The 23,650-nt window shown below is 45.8% G+C and carries 25 protein-coding genes; 10 read left to right on the forward strand and 15 right to left on the reverse strand.

Annotated elements, in window-relative coordinates; genetic code table 11:
- Positions 1-323: 323 nt before the first annotated feature.
- Positions 324-659: a DUF4870 domain-containing protein gene (locus ACE1CM_RS25175; protein WP_374881475.1), complete on the reverse strand. Its 336-nt coding sequence runs from the start codon at positions 657-659 to the stop codon at positions 324-326.
- Positions 660-836: 177 nt separating this feature from the next.
- On the opposite strand from ACE1CM_RS25175, the gene ACE1CM_RS25180 reads away from it, so the two are divergent.
- The 3 genes from ACE1CM_RS25180 (at position 837) to ACE1CM_RS25190 (ending at position 4,279) form a co-directional block, all read left to right on the forward strand.
- On the forward strand, positions 837-3,497 hold the full coding sequence (locus tag ACE1CM_RS25180) for a zinc-dependent metalloprotease (RefSeq protein WP_374881476.1): 2,661 nt from the start codon (positions 837-839) through the stop codon (positions 3,495-3,497).
- Positions 3,498-3,516: 19 nt separating this feature from the next.
- Positions 3,517-3,927: a hypothetical protein gene (locus ACE1CM_RS25185; RefSeq protein ID WP_374881477.1), complete on the forward strand. Its 411-nt coding sequence runs from the start codon at positions 3,517-3,519 to the stop codon at positions 3,925-3,927.
- Positions 3,928-4,024: 97 nt separating this feature from the next.
- On the forward strand, positions 4,025-4,279 hold the full coding sequence (locus tag ACE1CM_RS25190) for a hypothetical protein (RefSeq protein WP_374881479.1): 255 nt from the start codon (positions 4,025-4,027) through the stop codon (positions 4,277-4,279).
- Between the two features lie 310 nt (positions 4,280-4,589).
- Here the strand turns inward: ACE1CM_RS25190 and ACE1CM_RS25195 are convergent, their stop codons facing one another.
- The gene (locus ACE1CM_RS25195; RefSeq protein WP_374881481.1) at positions 4,590-5,015 is read right to left on the reverse strand and encodes a lysozyme inhibitor LprI family protein; all 426 of its coding nucleotides are present in this window, start codon (positions 5,013-5,015) and stop codon (positions 4,590-4,592) included.
- Between the two features lie 103 nt (positions 5,016-5,118).
- Between ACE1CM_RS25195 and ACE1CM_RS25200 the strand changes: the two genes are divergently transcribed.
- Positions 5,119-6,216, forward strand: a complete 1,098-nt coding sequence (locus ACE1CM_RS25200) for an alpha-hydroxy acid oxidase (RefSeq protein WP_374881483.1) — start codon at positions 5,119-5,121, stop codon at positions 6,214-6,216.
- A gap of 119 nt (positions 6,217-6,335) precedes the next feature.
- Here the strand turns inward: ACE1CM_RS25200 and ACE1CM_RS25205 are convergent, their stop codons facing one another.
- From ACE1CM_RS25205 to ACE1CM_RS25215, 3 genes are read right to left on the reverse strand one after another with little or no spacing between them, the layout of a single operon-like run.
- The gene (locus tag ACE1CM_RS25205; protein ID WP_374881485.1) at positions 6,336-7,154 is read right to left on the reverse strand and encodes an FkbM family methyltransferase; all 819 of its coding nucleotides are present in this window, start codon (positions 7,152-7,154) and stop codon (positions 6,336-6,338) included.
- A 9-nt stretch (positions 7,155-7,163) separates the two neighbouring features.
- Positions 7,164-7,652: an FkbM family methyltransferase gene (locus tag ACE1CM_RS25210; protein WP_374881487.1), complete on the reverse strand. Its 489-nt coding sequence runs from the start codon at positions 7,650-7,652 to the stop codon at positions 7,164-7,166.
- 40 nt (positions 7,653-7,692) lie between these two features.
- Entirely contained in the window at positions 7,693-7,902 is a 210-nt protein-coding gene (locus ACE1CM_RS25215; RefSeq protein WP_374881489.1) for a hypothetical protein, read from the reverse strand.
- A 204-nt stretch (positions 7,903-8,106) separates the two neighbouring features.
- Between ACE1CM_RS25215 and ACE1CM_RS25220 the strand changes: the two genes are divergently transcribed.
- Complete coding sequence (locus tag ACE1CM_RS25220; protein WP_374881491.1) at positions 8,107-9,126, forward strand: aldo/keto reductase; 1,020 nt, start codon at positions 8,107-8,109, stop codon at positions 9,124-9,126.
- A gap of 250 nt (positions 9,127-9,376) precedes the next feature.
- Here ACE1CM_RS25220 and ACE1CM_RS25225 read toward each other — a convergent pair whose 3' ends face one another.
- Both ACE1CM_RS25225 and ACE1CM_RS25230 read right to left on the reverse strand, forming a co-directional pair.
- On the reverse strand, positions 9,377-9,667 hold the full coding sequence (locus tag ACE1CM_RS25225) for a formylglycine-generating enzyme family protein (protein WP_374881493.1): 291 nt from the start codon (positions 9,665-9,667) through the stop codon (positions 9,377-9,379).
- 165 nt (positions 9,668-9,832) lie between these two features.
- The gene (locus ACE1CM_RS25230; RefSeq protein ID WP_374881495.1) at positions 9,833-10,078 is read right to left on the reverse strand and encodes a hypothetical protein; all 246 of its coding nucleotides are present in this window, start codon (positions 10,076-10,078) and stop codon (positions 9,833-9,835) included.
- Between the two features lie 71 nt (positions 10,079-10,149).
- Here ACE1CM_RS25230 and ACE1CM_RS25235 point away from each other — a divergent pair, with 71 nt between their 5' ends.
- Complete coding sequence (locus ACE1CM_RS25235; protein WP_374881497.1) at positions 10,150-10,368, forward strand: hypothetical protein; 219 nt, start codon at positions 10,150-10,152, stop codon at positions 10,366-10,368.
- On the opposite strand, the gene crtA is transcribed toward ACE1CM_RS25235, so the two are convergent.
- The gene (gene crtA, locus ACE1CM_RS25240; protein WP_374881498.1) at positions 10,334-11,209 is read right to left on the reverse strand and encodes a cyanoexosortase A; all 876 of its coding nucleotides are present in this window, start codon (positions 11,207-11,209) and stop codon (positions 10,334-10,336) included. The genes ACE1CM_RS25235 and crtA overlap by 35 nt on opposite strands.
- A gap of 235 nt (positions 11,210-11,444) precedes the next feature.
- Between crtA and ACE1CM_RS25245 the strand changes: the two genes are divergently transcribed.
- Complete coding sequence (locus ACE1CM_RS25245; protein ID WP_374881500.1) at positions 11,445-13,091, forward strand: ABC transporter substrate-binding protein; 1,647 nt, start codon at positions 11,445-11,447, stop codon at positions 13,089-13,091.
- A gap of 94 nt (positions 13,092-13,185) precedes the next feature.
- Here the strand turns inward: ACE1CM_RS25245 and ACE1CM_RS25250 are convergent, their stop codons facing one another.
- A complete protein-coding gene (locus ACE1CM_RS25250; protein WP_374881502.1) occupies positions 13,186-13,488 on the reverse strand; it encodes a hypothetical protein in 303 nt (100 codons plus the stop codon).
- Between the two features lie 455 nt (positions 13,489-13,943).
- Here ACE1CM_RS25250 and hemC point away from each other — a divergent pair, with 455 nt between their 5' ends.
- Together hemC and glgA are read left to right on the forward strand one after the other, a co-directional pair.
- The gene (gene hemC / locus ACE1CM_RS25255; protein WP_374881504.1) at positions 13,944-14,909 is read left to right on the forward strand and encodes a hydroxymethylbilane synthase; all 966 of its coding nucleotides are present in this window, start codon (positions 13,944-13,946) and stop codon (positions 14,907-14,909) included.
- Between the two features lie 184 nt (positions 14,910-15,093).
- The gene (glgA, locus tag ACE1CM_RS25260; RefSeq protein ID WP_374881506.1) at positions 15,094-16,518 is read left to right on the forward strand and encodes a glycogen synthase GlgA; all 1,425 of its coding nucleotides are present in this window, start codon (positions 15,094-15,096) and stop codon (positions 16,516-16,518) included.
- A 105-nt stretch (positions 16,519-16,623) separates the two neighbouring features.
- Here the strand turns inward: glgA and ACE1CM_RS25265 are convergent, their stop codons facing one another.
- On the reverse strand, positions 16,624-17,514 hold the full coding sequence (locus ACE1CM_RS25265; RefSeq protein ID WP_374881508.1) for a peptidoglycan DD-metalloendopeptidase family protein: 891 nt from the start codon (positions 17,512-17,514) through the stop codon (positions 16,624-16,626).
- A 387-nt stretch (positions 17,515-17,901) separates the two neighbouring features.
- Between ACE1CM_RS25265 and ACE1CM_RS25270 the strand changes: the two genes are divergently transcribed.
- Positions 17,902-19,113: an HhoA/HhoB/HtrA family serine endopeptidase gene (locus tag ACE1CM_RS25270; protein WP_374881510.1), complete on the forward strand. Its 1,212-nt coding sequence runs from the start codon at positions 17,902-17,904 to the stop codon at positions 19,111-19,113.
- Between the two features lie 85 nt (positions 19,114-19,198).
- On the opposite strand, the gene ACE1CM_RS25275 is transcribed toward ACE1CM_RS25270, so the two are convergent.
- The 5 genes from ACE1CM_RS25275 to pstC all read right to left on the reverse strand — a co-directional run bounded on the left by ACE1CM_RS25275 (position 19,199) and on the right by pstC (position 23,444).
- Complete coding sequence (locus tag ACE1CM_RS25275) at positions 19,199-19,546, reverse strand: DUF760 domain-containing protein (RefSeq protein ID WP_226582503.1); 348 nt, start codon at positions 19,544-19,546, stop codon at positions 19,199-19,201.
- A 244-nt stretch (positions 19,547-19,790) separates the two neighbouring features.
- Positions 19,791-20,342: an SMC-Scp complex subunit ScpB gene (gene scpB, locus ACE1CM_RS25280; protein ID WP_374881513.1), complete on the reverse strand. Its 552-nt coding sequence runs from the start codon at positions 20,340-20,342 to the stop codon at positions 19,791-19,793.
- 53 nt (positions 20,343-20,395) lie between these two features.
- Entirely contained in the window at positions 20,396-21,199 is an 804-nt protein-coding gene (gene pstB / locus ACE1CM_RS25285) for a phosphate ABC transporter ATP-binding protein PstB (RefSeq protein ID WP_374881518.1), read from the reverse strand.
- A gap of 174 nt (positions 21,200-21,373) precedes the next feature.
- Entirely contained in the window at positions 21,374-22,402 is a 1,029-nt protein-coding gene (locus tag ACE1CM_RS25290; protein WP_374881514.1) for a PstA family ABC transporter permease, read from the reverse strand.
- 76 nt (positions 22,403-22,478) lie between these two features.
- A complete protein-coding gene (gene pstC, locus ACE1CM_RS25295) occupies positions 22,479-23,444 on the reverse strand; it encodes a phosphate ABC transporter permease subunit PstC (RefSeq protein WP_374881516.1) in 966 nt (321 codons plus the stop codon).
- Between the last annotated feature and the right edge of the window lie 206 nt (positions 23,445-23,650).

Raw genomic sequence — 23,650 nt, forward strand, 5'->3', positions numbered from 1 at the left:
AACGCTCAAGCTGTCGTTACCAACGCTCAAGCTGTCGTTACCAACGCTCAAGCTGTCGTTACCAACGCTCAAGCTGTCGTTACCAACGCTCAAGCTGTCGTTACCAACGCTTAAACTTTCGTTACCAACGCTTAAACTTTCGTTACGATCGGAGCCACGTACGCAGATTGCAGCGTTTGAAGGTGTACCTCACTCACTTGCAATCCGCTGTAAGATAGCCCAAAGGTAGAATCTTAAATTCTTAGGGTAGTGCGTCAGGCGCATAGAATGTGTGAGTTTCGACCAATAGGTTAATAGTCTGCGCCTGACACACCCTACAGTCGCTACACTACCCGGAAAATCAACGGGTAGCGGTAGGGTTGGTCAGGTTCGCTGAGAACTTGAAGAATCGCAATAATGGGCATTATCAAACTAACGACGCCCAACATAATTAGCAGAGGAAACCCTATTAAAACAAAGATTAGAAAAAAGAAAATGGTTGCATAGATATAAAGGTTGATGTAAAAATTTACTGCCTCTTTGGCGTTTTGTTTTACCACTGAATCGTTGGTTACAGATAAAATAACCAGCGGTATGATTACAGATACAAAGGTAGAGCTAAAAAATATCGAGCCGTGACATAGCGTCGATAAAAGCTTGCGTTGCTCTTGTGCTTCCATACTATATCCCCGCTTGTAGGAATGCCATTACCATCCTAGCTTGTTGCATCCTAGCGTCGCCATTATTTCACCCATCTGGGTGAAGATTTGCCATGGCGCGCGCCTAGCTGAGATCGCTCTCTGTTCTTGAAGTAGCACTAAGCTTTTGATAAACTAAAATAGTGCTATCGAGAGCCTATGAAAAAGTTATCGTTTTATTTCCTTCTTTGTGTCGTACTATTGTTAGGAATTATCTTAGTTCAAGCTCCCTTGTTACAAGCGATCGCGCCGCCCCAAGATGCGACTATTGTATCTGGGCAGTCAAATATTGAAAGCGAAGATGAAGCAAGCGCCTCAATGTCAAGTTTCGATGAGGCGGTCAAGAACGCTGAAACTTTACCAGGGCTATTTACGCTTTATCGCCACAAACAAAATGGCAAAATATTCCTGGAAATTAAACCAGAACAACTGGATAAAAACTACCTGGCTACTATTACCCTAGCGTCGGGGATTGGCGAACAATGGTTGTATAGTGGTATACCTCTGCCAACTTTCTTGTTCTATTTTCGCCGGGTGAATAACAATTTACTTTTTACGGTTCGCAATGTAAATTTTCGGGCGAATCCCAATCACCGCCAAAGACTTTCGGTGGAGCGATCTTTTTCCGATTCGGTGCTAGATTCTCTCAAAATTATCAGCATTCATCCCCAACGGCGGACTATGCTTGTCGATTTGGGAAACCTGCTTTTGAAGGATTTACCTGGGTTAAAGTATCTGCTGAGAAAAACTTTACAGGTTCGTTACGAACTGGATGGGAGCAAATCTTATTTTGGCACAACTGGAGGGTTTCCCCTGAATGTAGAAATCGATGCGATTTACGGGTTCACGCTATCGGATGGTGAAGATGAACCCGATCTGCCAACCTTACCCGATAGTCGGGCGCTGAGTCTGAGAGTGCATTACAGTTTCTCTCAGTTACCGGAAAATAACAACTATCATCCCCGCCTTGCAGATGAGCGCGTTGGCTATTACTATACCACCTATAAAGACTTTTCTGGCGATAATCAACCAGATCCTTTTGTGCGATACATTAATCGCTGGCATTTAGAGAAACAAGACCCCAATGCGACAATTTCTCCGCCGAAAAAACCGATTGTATTCTGGATTGAAAATACCGTTCCCATCGAATATCGCCAGGCGATTCGCGAAGGGGTGTTGATGTGGAATCAGGCATTTGAAAAAGCCGGATTTAAAGATGCTTTGTCAGTGCAACAGATGCCGGATAATGCACCTTGGAATCCAGCGGACCTGCGTTACAATACGATTCGCTGGCTCAATTCTCTGGATGCGGCATTTTTTGGCATAGGGCCATCGCGAGTAAATCCCCTGACTGGGGAAATTTTGGATGCGGATATTGTTGTCGATGGGGATTTGGTGCGATCGCAAAAGCAAGACTATCGCACTTTTGTCGAAAACCAACCATCCTCGAATGCGAATTTAACTAAACCAACCTGCAATCTGACTCAAGCAAACTATCAATTAGCCATCGGAGAGATTGCAGTTCCCTTAGTTCAAAATAAACCGAAGGAAATGAAACAATTTATTCACCAATTCTGGCGATGGGTTGTTGCTCACGAAGTCGGACATGCGTTAGGTTTGCGACACAATTTTCGCGCTAGTACTCTGCTTAAACCAGAGGAACTTAATAACAGCAACATCACCCGCACTAAAGGAATGGTGAGTTCGGTGATGGACTACGTACCCATAAATTTAGCGCCAATTGGTACGCAGCAAGGAGATTATTTCCCAGTTATTGTAGGGCCTTATGACGAATGGGCGATAGAATATGGTTACAAACCCAGCACCGCAACAACTACTCTGGCGTCAAAGCCATTTTTACAACAAATTGCTAATAGACAAGCGAATAATCCAGAACTATCTTATGCACCCGATGAGGATGTATTCGATCTCGATCCAACTGTCAACACCTACGATTTAAGCAGCGATCCGTTACGCTATTCCCAGCTACAACTAGATAACGCTCGCATTTTGTGGGATCGCCTCAATCGGCGTCCTCCATCCCCAGACGAGGATTACAGCGAACTCAGAGAAAGCTTTGACCAAATATTGTTTTATTATTGGCGACAGGTTTATTTTATTTCTAAATATATTGGCGGACAATCGTTTTATCGCGTCCGTCCCAACCCACAAAACCAACCCCTCCCTTTTGTACCCGTCCCCGCCTCCAAGCAGCGAGAAGCATTGACTGTTTTGCAAAAGTATTTATTCGCTGCTGATGCGTTTAATTTCCCACCAGAATTGCTCAATAAATTAGCACCTTCGCGGTGGAATGATTTGGGGAATGCAGCGGTGATGAATCGCTTAGATTATCCCATTCACGATCGCATCTTTTCTTTCCAAAGCTACATTTTAAGAATATTGCTCTCAGGCGATCGCCTCTCCCGCTTGCGCGACTTAGAATTGAAATCCCCACCCGGAGAATCCCTGACAATGCCTGAATTATTTAATACCTTGCAAGCGGGAATTTGGACAGAACTAGACGAATCGGTGAAAATTTCCAGTTTGCGGAGAGCGTTGCAGCGGGAACACTTGCAACTATTAATCAACATGGTACTGCGGACAGCCAACGTACCAGAAGATGGGCGATCGCTTGCTTGGTCAAAACTCAGACAACTGCGTTCCCAGATCGACCGCACCCTGAGAAAGCAAGGTAAAAATTTAGACGAATATACAATAGCCCATTTGGCAGAAACCCGCGATCGCATTACCAAAGTTTTGGATGCACCCTTGCAATCAAAACGCACAAAGCAAAAGGCAGAAGACGGAAGGAAACCGTAAGTCGATCGCATCAATTTCGGTGATAATCTATCAGGGGAAACTTTACACCGAGTATGATGGTATCGTTCCACCCAATAGGTGTAAATTTTACCCCATGTTACGCACTTGTCGAACGTCGCGCCGCGACAAATGGTTTAACCTGCTGAGTCACTCAATGGAAGCTTGGGATTTTTGCCGTCGATGGTTCAATGCCACAGAAGAACAACAGCAAGCCAGAGGCTACAAAGCCCGATGTAACGAACTTCTGGTAAAGGTTTTGGGGGTCAATATCGACGCCGTGAAGCGGTGGGGTTCGCACTTTGAGAAAATGCCTGACTACCACAAGCGCACCTTATCTTACGCCGATACGCTCCGAGAAGTGATTGAGGCGACAGGTAAGCACGAAGAATTTTTGCTCGAGGTACTACAGCGGATTGAGAAAGCTCGCTAAATTTTGGTTGAATATTTACACCAAATATCTGGCACCTCTCAGGCTGAGTGTTGTATTTTTTTGCATATCAGGCTAAACCAACAAAGGTTTGAAACCAATGAAACAAAGCTTTTTACCCAATCCCAATCGGAATTCCAAGCTTTCCCTCCCCTCTCCAACTCCCGATGAAACAAGTCCCGCAAGAGAACCGCTGAAACATTTGCTGATTGGTTCTCCTAAAGCGGTGAGGGGCGAAATTCACAGGTTGCACATCCTTGGTTACGCCGAAGTTGGTGCGTGGAGTCCCCTCCAACCAATGGCTAACACAAGGGAGGTGATGAGTATTTTAATCAAATATATTGTTCTCCGATAGTAGAAATGCGATGTGCCGGAGGCATATCCGCTTCGCGGAATCGCACACCCATTGGACAATAAGGAAGGGGATGCGATATTTGGTTGTAGGGGCACGGCGAGGGAAAATCTTCTCGTTACCAGCAAAGCCGATCGATGCCGTGCCCCTACTGAATGCGATCTTTTTTCCGTTATATATAAGCGCGCGCCTTGACCATTATGAAAATAACAATATCAGAAAAAGAACAGAAAAGTCAAGGGATTTGGGATTGATATCATGTATAGCTAATGGCTAATGAGCAATTAGCCATTAGCAATTAGCCATTAGCTATTTATTTATTAGTAGATTCCAGATATTGCTGTAAATCTTTAGTTCGCTGTTCGGTCAATCTTGCCAAACAACTCGCTTGAATCATCGGCGCCATTGTTCCCCCTTCAACTTCACTGCGTTCAAAATTGCAACTAGCATCGCGATATCTAATCCACGCTTGCTGTGCAGTCGTTAATTGCTGTCTGCGCGCACCAGGTAGCTTGGGCAGCAATTGTTGGTAAACTTGATTTAACCTGCGATCCGCATTGCGATAGGCAATTCCCGCACAGACATTCATTTCTGATTGCGTTTGAGGATTGTTACAGTTCGGTTGTTGAGCAACTTGTACGCCTGGTAGATGGGGACTTGCAGTAGCAATTGTCCCCGCAGCAATTCCCAAACCGAATAGCGTTACCGTGCCAATTGTAGTTGATAAAAATTTACGCATTGCAGGAAATTTAAGTGACGGTAACTACAACTTAGCAAATGCGAGTCGCTTACGCGATAGCTTCGCTTCACGCCTTTGTCGCTTTATGGAGTACGATTAGCAAATGGCTAATCCGATTAAACCGATTAATCTATTCGAGTACGAAACCCTCGCCAAACAGCATCTATCCCAGATGGCGCTAGATTACTATGCCAGCGGTGCCTGGGACGAAATTACCCTGCGGGATAACCGCGCCGCTTTTGAACGCTATAAACTCCGTCCCCGGATGTTGGTAGATGTGAGTCAGCGAGACTTAACCACGAAAATACTCGGTCAAACTTTGCCGTTGCCGATTTTAATTGCACCGATGGCGTTTCAATGTTTGGCGCATCCAGAAGGAGAAATTGCCACCGCCAAAGCTGCGGCGAAATTGGGAAGCACAATGGTATTAAGTACCTTAGCAACAAAAAGTATCGAAGAAGTTGCCTCAGTCTCGCAAAACCCCAATTCCCGATTATGGTTTCAATTGTACGTGCATCGCGACAGAGGTTTGACAAAAGCACTGGTAGAACGTGCCTATAAAGCAGGATATCAAGCACTTTGCCTCACCGTTGATGCCCCGGTTTTAGGTAAGCGAGAACGGGATATGCGCAATCAATTTGCGTTACCACCAGGGATGGAATTGGCGAATTTAGCCGCACTATCCGATTTAGAAATAGCTTACAAACCGGGGGAATCTGGTTTATTTGCTTATTTTTTAGAACAGTTAAATCCTGCATTAACTTGGAAAGATTTGGAATGGTTGCAATCTTTATCGCCCCTACCGTTAGTCGTCAAAGGGATATTGCGGGGAGATGATGCAGTGCGTGCGGTGGAATGTGGCGCCAAGGGGGTAATTGTATCGAATCATGGAGGGAGACAATTGGATAGTGCGATCGCATCCATCGACGCCCTCTCTGAAATCGTCGCCGCAGTCGGAAATAAAGCAGATATCCTAGTAGATGGCGGCATCCGTCGCGGCACAGATATCCTTAAAGCCTTAGCATTAGGTGCAAAAGCAGTATTATTAGGACGCCCAATATTATGGGGATTAGCAGTAGGCGGAGAACCAGGAGTCCAACACATCATCGAACTATTGCGCGATGAATTAGATTTAGCAATGGCATTGAGTGGGTGCGCCAACTTAGGAGATATCGATTCGAGTTTAGTCATCGGGTTTTAACTACATCAGGACTACGGTTGCATCGGAATTACGACCTGTAGGGACAATTAGCAATTAGCAATTAGCAATTCCCCAGAAAGCTTATCATTCCGATGCCACCGGATTTGATATAACTCGACCTATCTCGACAAAATTGTCGTCAAGACCAAATTTGTCCAACCCCCATAATAAGGGCGACATAATTTGGCAATTTCATCCTCTGAATACCGCCAGTTATGGCAGGTAATAATGTTGCCATAAACTGCATTTGAATCAAAAATTGAATCTGGTTCTAAATCAGATAATTGCAAATCAAAGATTCTTTCTTTTGCATGATAGGCATAGTCTATCATCACGCTGAAACCGTAGCCGCACTGCTTTAATACCGCCAGACAATCCATCGTAGCATTCAAAAATTGGGGCGACCAACCTCTTTTACCCTTTTGTCGGTTAATACCCCCGCCATATTCAAACATCACTACCTTCGGAATCAGGGAATCGGGTAATTCAACCAATTGTTTAAGCACCTGGGATTCCCATCCTTCAATATCGATTTTGAAGCAAGTAATTTTTTCAGCTTCAATCGTTGAAGTTAACTTAGATAATGTAATCGATTCGACTTGTTTGATTTGCTTAGAAGACCCAAACCAATCCGGTGACAAAGAACTAAAGTTATTATTTAATAATCCCGCAAACGTTCCCATATACAAATTTTCTGTGCCATTTTTATCAGAAAGACAACTTTGAATTAAACCAATATTGCGCTTTTGACATATCCGCTGTAACTTCTTCACCGGCAAAGGTTCCACCGCCAAAGTTGAAAATCTTAATTTCGCAAATATTTCACAATAAAATGCAAACGTTCCCACACCAACATCAATACAAATACCTTCTTTTTTTGGGTCTACAACTGGCAAAATATTAGCCAGTAAAGATTGGCAACAAGGTTCAACTCGCATATGGATTTGTTATTTAATGAAAACTGCATTCAAGAATATCACAGAACCATCTCGATCGTATACTTGGTCTAAATTACCACAATATTTATATCCAAGATTATCCATTAAAGTGAAAATCTCTTTGAATTGGGCTTGATTTTCGTAAAGCTGCTTTAAGGATATTTCTACGATACATGCTTTAGCTTTTGCAAAAGTTTCAACTCCACCTCTAATCACCCTATCTTCATATCCTTGTACGTCAAGTTTAATCAGAATATCAGACTGGGGCGGTGACGGCAACTGGGAAATCTCTCGATCTAAAGTTGACTGCTGCACAATAATTGTTTCTTGCTTTTTGGTCATCGGGTACATTTTTTCACAAAATTTAGTTGGATTCAATATAGAGGAAGAAGCCGTAAAAAACAAATGCTGTTGGATTTCTATCTCTTGCACCGCATCGCCCAAAGCTAAGTTAAAAACAGTGACTTTACCCTTTTGTTTTCTCCCCCAGGATTTCACTTTTTTAAAAGGAGTGGGCAGTGGTTCAAAAGCATAGATCTTAGCCAGGGGAAATACCTGGAAATTTTTTTTTTTGGGAAAATTGACCTTCATTCGCTCCCACATCAATAATTGTTCTGATAGAAAGTTTGGATAAACCTAAAAGTCTCCTATCCCAACCTTTGACTAATAAATTACCAATTATATTGATGATTTTGTTGCTGATTTCATAAATTATTTTCTTCAAGTTTTTCTGGGTTAATTGCTGCATAAACAAATAAAAATCTGGAAAACGAGCAACGGTAGCTAATCTGGGTGGAGATCTGTGTAAAAATAAAAATTAGGCACAGAAGTATCTGAGTCAGGAGTTACGCAGGTCGAGGCCGGAAACCGGGTTGATCAAATCAAGTTTCTTTGCCATAGTCCTGTTAGTGTCAAAATTTGAGCGAACCTCATAATCTTTTTTAGCAGCAACATGAATCTACCAGAATCGAGCCGGATACAGTTTACCCCAGATTTGAACATCTGTCGAGTTTTAAACGGCATGTGGCAAGTATCCGGCGGACACGGACGCATTAACCAAGATGCCGCCATCCAAACCATGTTTAAATACCTGGATGCAGGTTACACTACTTGGGATATGGCAGACCATTATGGCCCCGCTGAAGACTTTATTGGCGAGTTTAGGCGTCAATTAATCGCCACGCGAGGTGAAGCAGCTTTATCCAACCTGCAAGCATTTACCAAATGGGTACCAAGACCCGGTAAAATGACCAGAAAGTTGGTGGAAGATAATATTGATATCTCCCGCCGCAGGATGAAAGTTGATTGCTTAGACTTGATGCAATTCCACTGGTGGGAATACGGGGATAAAAATTACCTCGACGCCCTCAAGCATATGGCAGATCTGCAAACTGAGGGGAAAATCAAGCACCTGGCATTAACGAACTTCGATACAGAACATTTGAAAATTATCCTTGACAACGGCATCAAGATAGTATCCAACCAAGTGCAATTTTCTATTGTTGACCGCCGTCCCGAAGTGGCGATGATTCAGTTCTGCCAACAGCACGATATTAAGCTGTTCACTTACGGTACACTTTGCGGCGGTTTGTTATCAGAAAAATATCTGGGACAACCCGAACCCCGTGGCGGACAACTCGACACCGTGAGTTTGAGGAAATACAAGAATATGGTAGATGCTTGGGGCGGTTGGGATTTATTCCAGGAATTGCTTTCTGTCCTCAAGGGAATTGCAGATAAGCATGGAGTCAGCATTCCCAATGTGGCAGTTCGTTATATTTTGGATAAACCAGCAGTAGCGGGTGTCATTGTTGGCGCAAGGTTGGGAATTTCCGCACACTTAGAAGACAACGCCAAAGTGTTTGATTTGCACCTGGATGATTCAGATCTAAAACAGATAGATGCGATAACAAATAAATCCAGGGATTTGTTTAAACTAATTGGCGACTGTGGGGACGAATATCGACGCTAAATCTAGATGAATTACCCATCGATCCCCCCAACCCCCCTTACCAAGGGGGGCAACGCGGGGATCTATCCCCCCAACCCCCCTTACCAAGGGGGGCAACGCGGGGATCTATCCCCCCAACCCCCCTTACCAAGGGGGGCAACGCGGGGATCGATCCCCCCAACCCCCCTTACCAAGGGGGGCAACGCGGGGATCTATCCCCCCAACCCCCCTTACCAAGGGGGGTTGGGGGGATCTATCCCCCCAACCCCCCTTACCAAGGGGGGCAACGCGGGGATCTATCCCCCCTATGTGCGTAAGTCATGGTATACAGCGGATTGCACTCGGATGAGGTACACCTTGGCAGCAGTGTGCGGGCAGCATTAATGCTGCCGCTACACAAAAGGCGCGAAAATGCTGTACCAAGACGAGTTTGCAATCCGCTGTATTTGCCCATAAAAAAGGGTTTGATAGTTACTTGATGCTGTGGACTTTCCGACTCAAACCGATCTTTGTCCGTTTCCGGTGAACCCATCAGGAAAGTCCCCCCTGGAATTGAAACCATTTCCAGCCCAACTTCATCCCCCAAGTCTTCTGTAAAATATTGGGCATGGTGAGGGCAACGACTATTTATCTGCCCAAACCCATCGACTGTTATTACCTCAAATTCAAAGCTAGGCAGAAAATTATTGATCTGTTGTTTGAGTTTGGGTTCCTGTCTATCTTTGATTCAGAAATATGCAGCAAATTTCATCAACATTGACTCATCTTGCAAGGCTTGCAGCACTAAATATAAGCTTTTCTCTCCATACTTGATCGCGTCAGAAAGTGCCGCTATCCTTACTTCTAAAACTCGACTGGCGAGGCGTTTTTTAACTCCCGCAATTCCGCCTAAGACGGCAGCATCAATGGGGGGCGGGTTTTGTCCTCCTAGTACGGCGTCATATTCTTTGGGTTGATTGGGATTATCTGCCATAAGATTTTGTTTGTGTAGCTGTACCTTTAGACGCTAGGCTACCCATGAAGATTTACGTATCCCAATTATGAATGCCTGCCAACCGCCACCGCCACTACAACCTGGAGATTTACAGAGGATTGCAGCCGTATGATGGAGATGATGGAGATGATGAAGATGATGGAGATAACGAAGTAGAAGTAATTACTTCCCCATCTTCCTCATCTTCTTCATTCCCCGTGTCTTTGCGTCCTCGCGTCCTTAGCGTCATCTTCTTCATTCCCCGTGTCTTTGTGTCCCCGCGTCCTTAGCGTCATCTTCCCCATCTTCCGATTCTTCTTGCTTAATCAGCCAAAGGCAGAATATTCCAATCAGCAGTACAGAAAGCAGCGAAAATATTTGGGAATTTTGTGAATGCCAGTAATTAAATGCTTCCCGATCAGAGAAAGCAAGAACAGCCAAGTAAGCAATCCGCAACCCATTGATTGCAAATCCCGTGATAACTGCCACAATAGGCACTAAAATTTTTTTGCCAAACTCAAGGGGAAACACAATTAAAAAAAGCGCTGACAGTTGCAACAGCCAAAGCAGCGTTGTCAATCCCGCACATTCAGGCGATATCCATATCTTTCCTTTTGGTTGAATAATAAAATCCCCGTCAGCCAAGACTTCATAGCCTAAATACCACAGAACAAAGCTGGAAAATTTACCCGTTAAAGAACTAACGCCGATTAGCTGATTAATTGGATCGGTGATTAACTCCGGCGGTACTGCGAGAACAATCAAAAGGATGAATTCCTGGCAATATTGTTTTAATTTCTTAATCCCAGAGGCAATTAAACCTAAACCCAAAGCAGAAATTAAAGGAAAGATGCGAAGAAAAGGATCGTAACCATTCAGGGATAAAATCTTGACGATGACCAAAATAATGAGCGTCATGCCAAAAAACCTGGAGAACACCCCACTGTTTAAACTTAAGGTGCGACGTTTTTCCCATAATCGGGATACTACAGACAGCCAAAACAGAATACTTGTACCTAGAAAGAAAGTCGGTGCAGTTTTACCGACTAAACTCAAGTGAATACCAATTAAGCTAACTGCTATCCCCAAGAGCCATAATTTAGGCTTTTGTAAAAGCTTCAGTAAATTCATGATGGTAAGAGGCGCGTAATACTGTCAACAATAGACAAAGGGGCACGGCGGGAGAAAATCTTCGAGTTAGTTACAAAAATTCCTGATGTTCCCTACTACAACGTTCTTTGTTGCACCCATCTGAAAATTTTAGCAAGATATTACTATCCCTCGCCACCTGCGATCTCTCTTAACAAATGTTATATTTTCCCGTTTTCCCTTAACATAGATTAATACTATGCCAGGAGTTAATCTGATGAAAAGATGGAAGCAATGGCGACTCGCTCTTTTGACGGCAGTTTGTGCCTTTTCTCTAATTCTTTCTAATTGTAGAAATCAGCCTAGCACTTCTCCCAACGCCAGCAGTCCAGGCGCAACTACCCAAGGCGTGTTAGTCTATGGTTCGGGTGGACAACCTGTCAATTTAGAACCGGGGAATATCACCGATGGCAATTCTACGATCGTCCAAGATCAAATATACGATCGCTTGCTCGAATTCAAACCAGGAACAACCGAACTTGCACCAAGTTTAGCTACCAGTTGGTCGGTTTCCCAAGATGGTAAAACTTGGACGTTTAAACTTAGATCCGGGGTAAAATTTCACGACGGTAGCGAATTTAACGCCGAGGCTGTTAAGTTTAACGTAGAACGTTGGTGGGATGAGAAACACCCGAATGGACACCGGGATGCCGGGAAAAATTATCAAATTTGGCCTCAAGTTTTTGGCGGTTTTAAAGGACAGCCAAATTCTCTTTTGCAAAATATCGTCCTAGTGGATAAATCTACGATTCAGTTTGTATTGAAACAGCCATTTGCTGCGTTTCCGGCTGCAATTGGATCGGTTTTCTTTGGTATTGCCAGCCCAAATGCGATTAAACAAGCTGGGGCAAAATATGGTACTCCTGCGGCTATGGCGGTGGGGACGGGGCCGTTTATTTTCAAGGAATGGCGGACTGGCGATCGCATCCGAATCGAAAAAAATCCCACCTACTGGAAATCCGGATTTCCTAAAGCGAATCAACTGGTAATTCGCTTTATTACCGACCCAGCCGCAAGGCTTGCCCAACTTAGAGCTGGGCAAATAGATTTTACCGTTGATTTGGCTCCAGATCAAATCAAAGAAATTCAAAGCGACCCGAATTTAACAGCGGTTCCTCGTCCTTCTTTTAATGTGGGATATTTGGCGTTAAATCCTAGTTATAAACCCTTGTCGTATGCGCGGGTGAGAGTTGCGATTGCTCACGCCATTAACACTCAACAAATCGTCCAAGCTTTCTGGGGCAACTTAGGCACTAGCGACGCTCACTTTACCCCGCCTGCCCTGGCAGAATTCCAATCTAAAAAGATTGCCAATTACGAATACAACCCGCAGAAAGCCAAACAACTTTTAGCCGCAGCTGGCTATCCCAACGGCTTCGATTTGGAACTGTGGTACATGCCGGTTTCCCGCGCTTATTTTCCCACACCGAAACCGATTGCTGAAGCTTTCGCCGCCGATTTAACTGCTATTGGAATTCGAGTAACGCTCAAAACAAAAGATTGGGCGGCTTACATTGCCGAGCGACAAAAACCGCCGGGATTCCAAGCTTTCATGTTAGGTTGGACAGCCGACTATGGCGACCCAGATAGTTTTTATTATCCCCACTTTGGCCCCGGTTCTACTGTCGATTTGGGAGGTTGGAAAAATCCGCGACTTTTGCAATTATTAAATCAAGGACGGGCGACTGGGGATAAAGCAACCAGGGCTAAAATTTACGCAGAAGTTGATGAAATTTTGCACAAAGAAGTAGTGCGCCTGCCAATTGTGCATTCCCAACCGCTATTAGCCAAACGCAAGAATATTGCAGGATGGGTTCCCAGTCCCTTGGGTTCCGAGTCGTTTGAGGGAATTGCTAAACAGTAAAACATCGGGGGATGAGAGCATGATTAATTAAAAGCCTGCGAAGGCAGGCTTTGTTTGTGTAGCGACATCCTTTAGGGTGTCCGCTACTACTCAATCAATACAACGCTTTGACAATTTGATTCATGATATTCAATTCCTCGATACTCGGTGCTTCGATATTATCCCATGCCAGTTTTTCTAACTGGGCTGCCAACACTCGCAAATGTTCGGCACGGGAGCGCATTCTGATGCTAATTCCCTCGGCTCCTGTTGCGATGCATTGCGGACAAACATCGCTTATATAATCACCCGATTCATTGTAAGCTTTTGCTACAATTTCTTTGGTTATAAATGTGCTGCCGCAGAGGTGGCAATAGGATTTTTCATCAAAGTCATTGGTTTCTAGTTCAATTTTCATGTTCTTACTCGCGAATGCGAGTCCCTTACTTGAGAGTATTTGACATTAATACCCTTTCCAATTTGAGGCGCACCGATCAATTTTTACACCAGGTGGGTTGAACCAGGCTATCTGTTTTTGTGAAACTTTGTCAGTAAAACCCACTCTTACAACACTCCTCTACCATCGGTAGCGTCCCTCAAAAGAAATGGTATGACAACCAGACAATTGCTACTGTTTTTTCTGGTCAATCTTATTTTAAGAAAAAAGGTACTTATTTTAACATAAAATGTTTTGATTTATTGAAAAAGAAGCGGCTCTCCTTTGTCGAGGCTGCACCAACGCCTGAGCCGTCGTTACAAAATGTAAAAACAAAACTCCCGTTGAGACAGGTTGAATCGAATATCTAAGCATCGCGCACTGCGGTAGTCTAGATTGGGTGACCTATTCTGTTTGCGTTGTGGCGCGCTCGCACTATGTCTCTAACCGTTTCCAGTCCTCCCCGTACGATTCGCATCGCTTCCCGTAAAAGCCAACTGGCGTTGGTTCAAACTTACTGGGTGCAAGAACAACTCCAGAAACACTTTCCCGGCAGGACTTTTGAAGTCCACACCATGAGTACCCAAGGCGACAAGATACTCGATGTCGCCCTAGCCAAAATCGGCGATAAAGGACTATTCACCAAAGAACTGGAAGTCGGGATGCTCAACAACGAAACCGATTTTGCCGTACACTCGCTCAAGGATCTGCCCACCCGGTTACCACAAGGCTTGGTACTCGGATGCGTCACCGCCAGGGAAAATCCCGCAGACGCCCTCGTCGTCCACGAAAAGCATAAAGATAAGCAACTCGATACCTTACCAGAAGGCGCAGTCATCGGCACATCTTCCCTGCGGCGTTTGGCACAGTTGCGCCACCACTTCCCCCATCTGGCATTTAAAGATATCCGGGGTAACCTGAATACGCGACTGGGGAAACTCGATGCTGGAGAATACGATGCGTTGATTTTAGCCGTCGCCGGATTGGAAAGACTGGGAATGAGCGATCGCATCCACCAAGTCATCCCCAGTGAAGTATCCCTGCACGCCGTTGGACAAGGCGCATTAGGTATCGAATGTCGCGCCGAAGACAGCGAAATCATAGAAATACTTCAAGTCATCCAACACCAACCAACAGCCTATCGCTGCTATGCCGAACGCGCCTTTCTGCGAGAATTAGAAGGCGGCTGTCAAGTCCCCATCGGCGTCAACACCCACCTGGATGGAGATACCCTCACCCTCACCGGCATGGTTGCCAGTTTAGACGGTCAGCGACTGATCAAAGATACCATTACCGGCGCTGCCAGCGATGCCGAACAAATCGGCATCCAACTCGCCCAACTCTTGCGCGAAAAAGGCGCAAAAGCCATCTTAGACGAGATTTTTGCTCAAATTCAGCGTTAAATGGGTAGGGGGCATGGCTAATGGCTAATGGCTAATGGTTACTCCCCCTGAGGCGATTAGCAATTAGCAATTAGCAATTAGCAAATCACCAAGGACTGTTTTGCAGTGCGCGTCTACAGGTATGATTACCTTAACAATTTGTTTCTAATTTGACTGCCTAGTCTGAGGGAAGACGAACGTTAAAATGAGAATTCTATTTGTTGCTGCTGAAGCAGCACCCCTGGCAAAAGTAGGCGGCATGGGCGATGTCGTCGGGGCTTTGCCCAAAGTGCTGCGAAAATTGGGGCATGACGTAAGGGTTTTCATGCCCTACTATGGCTTCCTACCAGACAAGATTACTATTCCAAAAACCCCTATCTGGTCGGGTAATGCGATGGGACAGGGTTTCTCGATTTACGAAAACGTCTTGCCCAATAGCGATGTACCCTTATATTTATTCGGTCATCCTTCGTTCTGGCCCCGTCGCGTTTACTATGGAGACGATGAAGACTGGCGGTTCACCTTATTTGCTAACGGGGCGGCAGAATTTGCCTGGAACTACTGGAAACCAGAAATCATCCACTGTCACGACTGGCATACGGGAATGATTCCCGTGTGGATGCACCAAGACCAGGAGATCAAAACCGTCTTCACGATTCACAACCTAGCTTATCAAGGTCCGTGGCGCTGGCGATTAGAGCAAATGACTTGGTGTCCTTGGTACATGCAAGGACACAATACAATGGCGGCGGCAGTTCAATTTGCCGACTGGGTAAATACAGTTTCTCCCACCTATGCCGATCAGATCAAGACTGCGGCGTATGGGGAACAATTGGAAGGCTTGTTATCTTACGTCAGCGGTAAGGTATCCGGGATTCTCAACGGCATCGATACCCAACTTTACAACCCCGTTACCGACAAATATATCGCTCAAACCTTCAGTGCCGATACACTCGATCAACGAAAGGCGAATAAAGTCGCGCTGCAAGAAGAAGTTGGGTTAGAAGTCAATTCAGGTTCGTTCCTGATTGGTATGGTAACGCGGTTGGTGGAACAGAAAGGCATTGATTTGTCGCTGCAAATCCTCGACCGTTTCATGTGCTATACCGATGCTCAGTTTATCTTGTTGGGGACAGGCGATCGCTACTACGAAAGTCAAATGTGGCAAATGGCTTCCCGTTATCCAGGTCGCATGGCAACCTACCTACTCTACAACGACGCCCTCGCCCGCCGCATCTACGCAGGTTGCGATGCCTTCCTCATGCCTAGTCGTTTTGAACCATGCGGCATCAGCCAAATGCTCGCCATGCGCTACGGTTGCGTCCCCATCGTGCGCCGTACCGGCGGGTTAGTCGATACTGTAACCCACCACGACCCCGTCAACCAAGCCGGTACGGGTTATTGTTTCGACCGCTACGAACCCTTGGATCTATTTACCGCTATGATTCGAGCTTGGGAAGGCTTCCGCTTCAAAGAGCAATGGCGCACCCTACAACAGCGCGGCATGGCGCAGGATTTCAGCTGGGATAAATCCGCCCACGAGTACGATAAATTGTACCGCTCCCTGTTTGGTATCACCGAAGCCCCATCCCCAGAGCAAGCAGAGTTAGCTCATGTAACCGCTGAGTAATTGCTAATTGCTAATGGCTAATTGCTAATTGCCCTTGACCTATTAGCGATCAGCGATCAGCGATCAGCGATCAGCGATCGGCGATCGGCGATCGGCGATTAGCCATTAACGATTAGCCACTCTCATATTCCTCAAATACGGTTCGGGATTTTCTGCCACCCAACCTAAATCTGAGTTGTAGCGAATTTCAAAATGCAGGTGAGATGCTTCAATATCGGGGAAACCCGTTGCACCAACGGTTCCCACCTCCTCTCCCTGCATAATTCTTTGTCCAGTCGTGACTGTAATATTATTCAAGTGGGCGTAGCGAGTTTGCAACCCGTCTTGATGATTGATTACCACTAAATTACCGTAATTGCCTTGCTCCCCGGCAAAAGCTACCACACCGTTTCCCGCCGCTAAAACTGGCGTATCAGGGGTTGCCAACAAATCTACACCGCTGTGGAATTCTACCTTACCCGTACCCAATCTCAGCTGCCAACCGTAGCGCAATCCCACCATTGCTATAGCAGGTAAAGGATATCCTGTCAACTCCCTCGTAACTTCTTCTACTCCTAGGGTTTCCGGCGACCAATTCACTCCCGGTACAAACACAACTCTGGGATTTTCCTGACAGCCATTGACTTCGTATAAAATAGCCTCGCGCACGTTGTAAGCTTTTGCCACATCGCGCCAAGTTTGATTTGCAGGTACTTCTACGCGAATGCCGTTAAAGGGGGGAATAACGATTTCGGTTCCTACCTGCACTCCACCCGACCTTAAACTAGGGTTCAATCCTAACAGGGTAGCCGGAATCAGATTATGTTGACGGGCGATACTCTCCAGTGTCTCGCCCAGGGCAACCAGGTGTTTGCTCAGGCGCTCCAGCGCTGGTGCGGGACAATTTAAGTTTTGCGGTTGTAAAGCGGGTTCAGTCAGATTCGCTTTCACTGCCAAGGCGGGTATAAACAGCCACAGAAGCGTCGAGACAATTGGAAACCAACGATATAGAGTCATGGAATCAAGCAATCAATGTGAAGAAATTTTAATTAACAACCCAAAGAAACCGGGTTTCTAAGAAAAATCATTGGTTTGGCAACCAGAGATTTACGCAGAAACTTTGGTGATGGCCTCGACCTGCGTAAGTACTGCTGGTGTATTTTAGCGGTTTAGCCCTGACAACGCCGATGACTCAAAGCTGGCAATTACCTTACCAAAACTGAATTTTATGCCAAGTCTCCCACAAGGGCGCAAACTTTCTCAACCTTGCAATAGGTGAAACCCTCGTTTAGAGCAAGTTAAAGTAGATTATTATCTGTGTTTTTCTCAGGAAAAGCGTTACACCCCGCCCCGCTTTCCTCGTGATTCGATTCATAGGGTGGGTTTTCAGTGGAATTTTAACTTATGAGTTTATCTGTAAAGCAGCTGACTCTTTATTTCACTTTGCTCGCCATTGGCGGCGGTGCAGGGGTGTTAGCTAGCCGCCACCTGCAAGCGGAAAGTCGCTTCATCCCAACTTACCAGGCAACTGCCCCCATGTTGCCCCCGTTGCCAATTGAGCGCAATTGGGGCGGCAAAACGGCGAATGTTGACCCCAACAGCGTCAATTTCATCGCTGAGGCAGTCCAAAAGGTGGGACCTGCGGTGGTGCGAATTGATGCCTCGCGCAAGGTGGAAATACCAATCCCGGAAGCGTTTCGCAACCCCATGTTTAGGCGCTTCTTTGGCAATGACTCGCCGATTGGGCCGGAAGAACGGTTAGAACGCGGCACTGGTTCCGGGTTTTTACTGAGTTCTGATGGCAGTTTGATTACCAATGCTCACGTAGTAGATGGCTCGAAGACCGTGCAAGTAACGCTGAAAGACGGTCGCACGTTTGAAGGGCGAGTGGTGGGAACAGACCCGCTGACCGATGTGGCAGTGGTGAAGATTAACGCCACCAATTTACCGACGGTGAGTTTAGGTAGCTCGCAAAATTTGATACCGGGTCAGTGGGCGATCGCAATCGGCAATCCCCTGGGTTTGGATAACACGGTAACGGTGGGTATTATCAGCGCTACGGGGCGTTCCAGTTCCCAAGTCGGCGTCCCAGATAAACGAGTGAACTTTATTCAAACCGATGCGGCGATTAACCCCGGTAACTCTGGAGGGCCACTATTAAACGCTGCGGGAGAAATTATCGGCATTAATACTGCAATTCGCGCCGATGCTCAAGGACTTGGCTTTGCCATCCCCATCGAAACCGCACAGCGCGTCGCCAATCAATTGTTAGCTAAAGGCGAGGTGCAACATCCCTTTTTGGGAATTCAAATGGCGGGACTGACCCCAGCTTTAAAAGAACAGCTACTTCAAGAAAGTAACCTTACCATTACCCAGGAGCGGGGCGTGTTAGTGATGCGGGTTTTCGACAATTCACCCGCCGACCAAGCGGGTCTGCGCCGAGGCGATATCATTCAAAAAATTAACGGCGTAGCGATCAAAGAAGCTTCTAAAGTACAAGAGTTAGTAGAAGCTAGTGCCATAGGTTCTATCTTGGAACTCGAAGTCACCCGCAACGGGCAAACCCAAAATATCCAAGTGCGACTGGGTACATTTCCAGCCGAGCGAATGGGGTAGGAAATTTTAGATTTTAGATTTTGGATTTTAGATGGGATGATTGTTTTACCTTTAAGATCTAAAATCTGCCATCTAAAATCTAAAATTATTGGGCACTGTCTGGTTCCTGCTTGAGGGACATTGAACCAAGTAAACTTTCCTCTAGCTGCATCCGCTGTTCCATCTGACGCAGGAAATAACCTGTCATCATCGCCGAAGCTAGCAGACCGGCTAAGTTTTCTCGGTCTGTGGTAATTTGAACGTTAAAATGCTCGCCTGGTAGCATTCCCACCAGACCTTGAACGTTTTGAGAAATAATTTGCTTGATTTCCGGACTGACAGACTTGGCGACGCGGGCTAAAACCTCCGGAGATTGATGCTGCAGATATTTCAGCAGTGGATTGGCTGGAGCATTTTCGGTATCAGAACTGAGAAAATCAGGGTTAAAGACCATGAGGAGCCTTTGTGTTGAACTAACTCTAATTTGACATATTTCCCACCAGACAGGGAGATGTAACAGGGAGAGGAAAATTTTGGGGGAAAAGAAGCTATTATGACCAGTAAATAGCCTTTTTTGCCGATCCATTTATTTTTTCCACCAATATCGAGGCAAGAAGCGCCCCATCACAGTTTCTCTGCCAGGACTTACCCACTACCAGCTGAGAAACCGGGTTTGTTTACGTAAGTCCTGTCTGCTTTCAGTCGTAAGTTTCCTCTGATTGTTCTGGGTCGCTCTCGCTTGTCGCTCTCCCTCGCCCTACTGCGTTGAAAGGTAACTCTAGCTGTTTGGGGAGTTGGTCTAGTTCAAAATACTGGTGAAATTTGTCTGTTACTTGTAGCAAATACGACCGCCCTTCCGATTGTCGGCGTTTGCGGACGTAGCCTAATTGTACGAGTTCCTGCACTTGCTGGTAAGCTCCAGATCCGCGTAACTCGACCAATTCGGTTTGAGCGATCGAGCCTTTGAGCGCGATCGCAGCCAATGTCCTCAAAGCCCCCACCCCTATTTCCGGTGGTATCAAATTTTGCATCAAGTCCTGAAACGAGGTCCGCAATTGCAGACAATAACCAGTGGGGGTTTCGACCACTTCCAAAGCGCTGTCGCGGTGGGCGTAGTCGTCCATCAGTTCCAGCAGCGCTTCTTGGGCGTCGTTTTTGTCGCATTTGGCGTATTCGGCGATCGCAGCCAGCGACAGGGGCTGGCTTTTCAGGTATAGAATCGCTTCAATGGTAGTTGCCAGACGAGCCATTGTAATTTTGGATGTCTCGCTAGAATCAATCGATTCTATACCTTAACATCTGTTTAACCAAACAACCCCGCGACGTAATTGCGGGTGTCCACATTCGAGGCTTCGGTAAAAATCTTAGCAGTAGGGCCAAATTCCACTAACTGACCGATGCGACTCTCATCGGCATTGAAAAACGCCGTATAATCCGACACGCGAGATGCTTGTTGCATGTTGTGAGTCACGATCGCAATCGTCAGTTTATCCCGCAGCGTCTGCAATAATTCCTCAATTTTCATTGTGGCAATTGGGTCAAGCGCCGAACAAGGCTCATCCATCAGCAGAATTTTCGGCTTCACCGCCAAAGCACGAGCAATGCACAGACGCTGTTGTTGACCGCCAGAAAGTCCTAGGGCTGATTTTTTCAGATTATCTTTGACTTCATTCCACAACGCCGCGCCTTGCAATGCAGATTCTACAATTTCATCTAACTCGGCTTTTGATTTGCTCCCTGCTACTTTAATGCCGTAAGCTACATTCTCGTAAATGCTAATGGGAAATGGATTGGGTTTTTGGAATACCATACCAATTTGACGGCGGAGTCGGTTTAAATTAACGCCGCGACTAAAGATATTTTGACCGAAAAATTCCACCGTTCCTTCAAAGCGTACCTGGGCTTCTAATTCGCTAATGCGGTTTAAGGCTTTGATGAAAGTTGATTTACCGCAACCTGAAGGGCCAATAATCGCAGTAATTTGCCCTTGGTAAATATCCATCGACACAGAATCAACCGCTTTTTTCTCGCCGTAGTAGCAGCTTAAATTGCGGACTTTCAAAGCTGTAACTAAAGTTTCTGCCGTAGATTGAACCGCCGCTGCCATATTTTTCCCCTTGGGAGGAATCGGTTTAAATGCTTTCTTGGGTTCTGGTTTCATGATATGATTGTAAATTTAAGATTTGAGATGGCAGATTTAAGACGGATTGCAGATTTAAGATTGCAGATTGCAGATTTTATTCAAATCTAAAATCTAAAATCTAAAATCTAAAATTTTCCTTCATCGTCGCCGCGTCACCATGCGAGACGCAATGCTGATCAGTAAGATTAAACTTACCAACACCACCGAAGCCGTCCAAGCTAAATTATTTTGCTCTGGAAACGGAGAATTAGCATAATTATAAATTAAAACCGAAAGCGAAGGGGTAGGATTGAATAATCCATCGGGCCAGTTATCGCTAAACAAAGCCGTGAAAACCAGAGGTGCTGTTTCGCCTGCCGCACGCGCTACAGCGAGTAGAATACCTGTAGTCACACCGGGTAAAGCTGTAGAAACGACAATTTTAAAAGTGGTTTGGAAGCGGGTAGCACCCAAAGCAGCAGAGGCGAGGCGTTGAGAGATTGGCACCAATTTCAAGGCTTCTTCCGTAGTCAGCGCTACGACTGGTAGCATGAGTATAGAAAGTGCAAAACCGCCAGCTAGGGCTGAAAATCCACCTATCCCAATTGATAAAGTATTAATATCGTAACCGAAAATGTTGGCGATCGCGCTCAGAAAACCCGGAAGCGGCACCCCACTTCCTTGGTCAATTGCTTCCCGTCCGAAGAAGATTTGACCGTTCTGAATCCCTATTTTAGTCACCACTACAACCCCATAGGCAAAAACGCCTATAATCACTGAAGGAATACCCGTCAGAACGGTAGTAATGAAACGAATAGCGCTGGCTGTTTTGGAATTTTTGCCAAATTCAGATAAGTATATGCCAGTCAACAAACCGAAAGGAATGCTAATTGCCGAAGCAATGCCGACCATAATTAACGTTCCTAAAATAGCATTGCCAAAACCATTTGGCCCTTCTACCCCAACTGGTGCTGGTAAAGAAGTGATGGTTTCTGGACTCAATTGGGGCACTCCCTGAAGCAGGATTGACCACAATATTCCTACTAGGGGTAACAGCGCCAAACCCGTAAGGGCAAATGCTAACACAGTCATGCCATAGGTGAATAAAGTTCGACCTATGGGCAAAGGTTTTTTGAGTTCGGCTATGATTGATTCTGGAGTTTCTAACTGGGAGGAAGGATTGGTCATGAATTGCTAATTGCTAATTGCTAATTGCTAATTGGTTGTTAGATCTGTTCAACTATGGAAATATTAGCGATTACTATCATGCTTGCTTGTGTCCCAGCACCCGTACTAAAAGAACGGCTGCTATGTTAACCAGCAAGGTGATAACAAACAGAATCAAGGATAAATACATCAAGGATCCGATATGCAATGGGTCTAATGCTTCGGCAAATTGAGTGGCGAGGACGGAGGGAATTGTAGATGATAATTCCAGCAAAGAAGGGTTAATTTGAGGTGAGTTGCCAATCACCATTGTCACCGCCATTGTTTCGCCTAATGCGCGCCCCAAGGCGAGGGTAGAAGCACCCAAAATTCCCGAAGCACCTGAAGGTAACAATACGCGAAAAATGCTTTCCCAACGAGTAGCACCTAAAGCCATTGAAGCACTGCGCAATTCTTTGGGAACCACTAGCAATACATCGCGGCTAATTGCTGCTATTGTTGGCACGATCATGATCGCAAGCACTATCCCCGAAGTGAGCAAACCTGGGCCAGAAGGTGGGGTGCTAAATAGGGGAATAAAACTGGCTTGATCGAATAGCCATTGTTGTAGGGGTAGCAGAAAGGGAATTAAGACAAAAATGCCCCACAGTCCGATAATTACGCTGGGAATCGCGGCAATTAATTCTACTACAAATGCAATCGGCGAGCGCACCGCTGGAGGCAGAAAATCTTCGCTGGTGACCAAAGCTACTGAAACCCCCACGGGTACGGCGATTAGGAGTGCGATCGCGCTCGATACCAGGGTGCCATAAATAAACGGCAAAGCACCAAACTTTAACTCGCCTATATTCCATTCACTCCCCGACAAAAACCCCAGCCCAAATTGTTGAATCGCTGGCAGCGCTTGCTGTAAAATCACCCACGATAGCCAAAACAGCGTCAATGCCGTACAGATAGCAACCCCATAAACTAGCCAAGTAAAACCTTGGTTTAGCCAAAGATTTAACCCCCCTCCTGCTGTGATGTCTAATTCAGCATCAAGGTTTTTAGTTGGATTTTCCATAGCTTTTAGTTATCAGTAATTATTCCTCAGCTATTGCACTAATGGGCGGGCGGGACGCCCACCCCACAAGAAAGAGATTAATTCTACTTGTGGGATAGGCATCCTATCTGTCTCACCCAACCCAAAAGAGATTAATTCTACTTGTGGGATAGGCATCCTGCCTGTCTCACCCAACCCAAAAGAGATTAATTCTACTTGTGGGATAG

Source organism: Microseira sp. BLCC-F43 (assembly GCF_041929235.1).
Classification (GTDB): Bacteria; Cyanobacteriota; Cyanobacteriia; order Cyanobacteriales; family Aerosakkonemataceae; genus Microseira.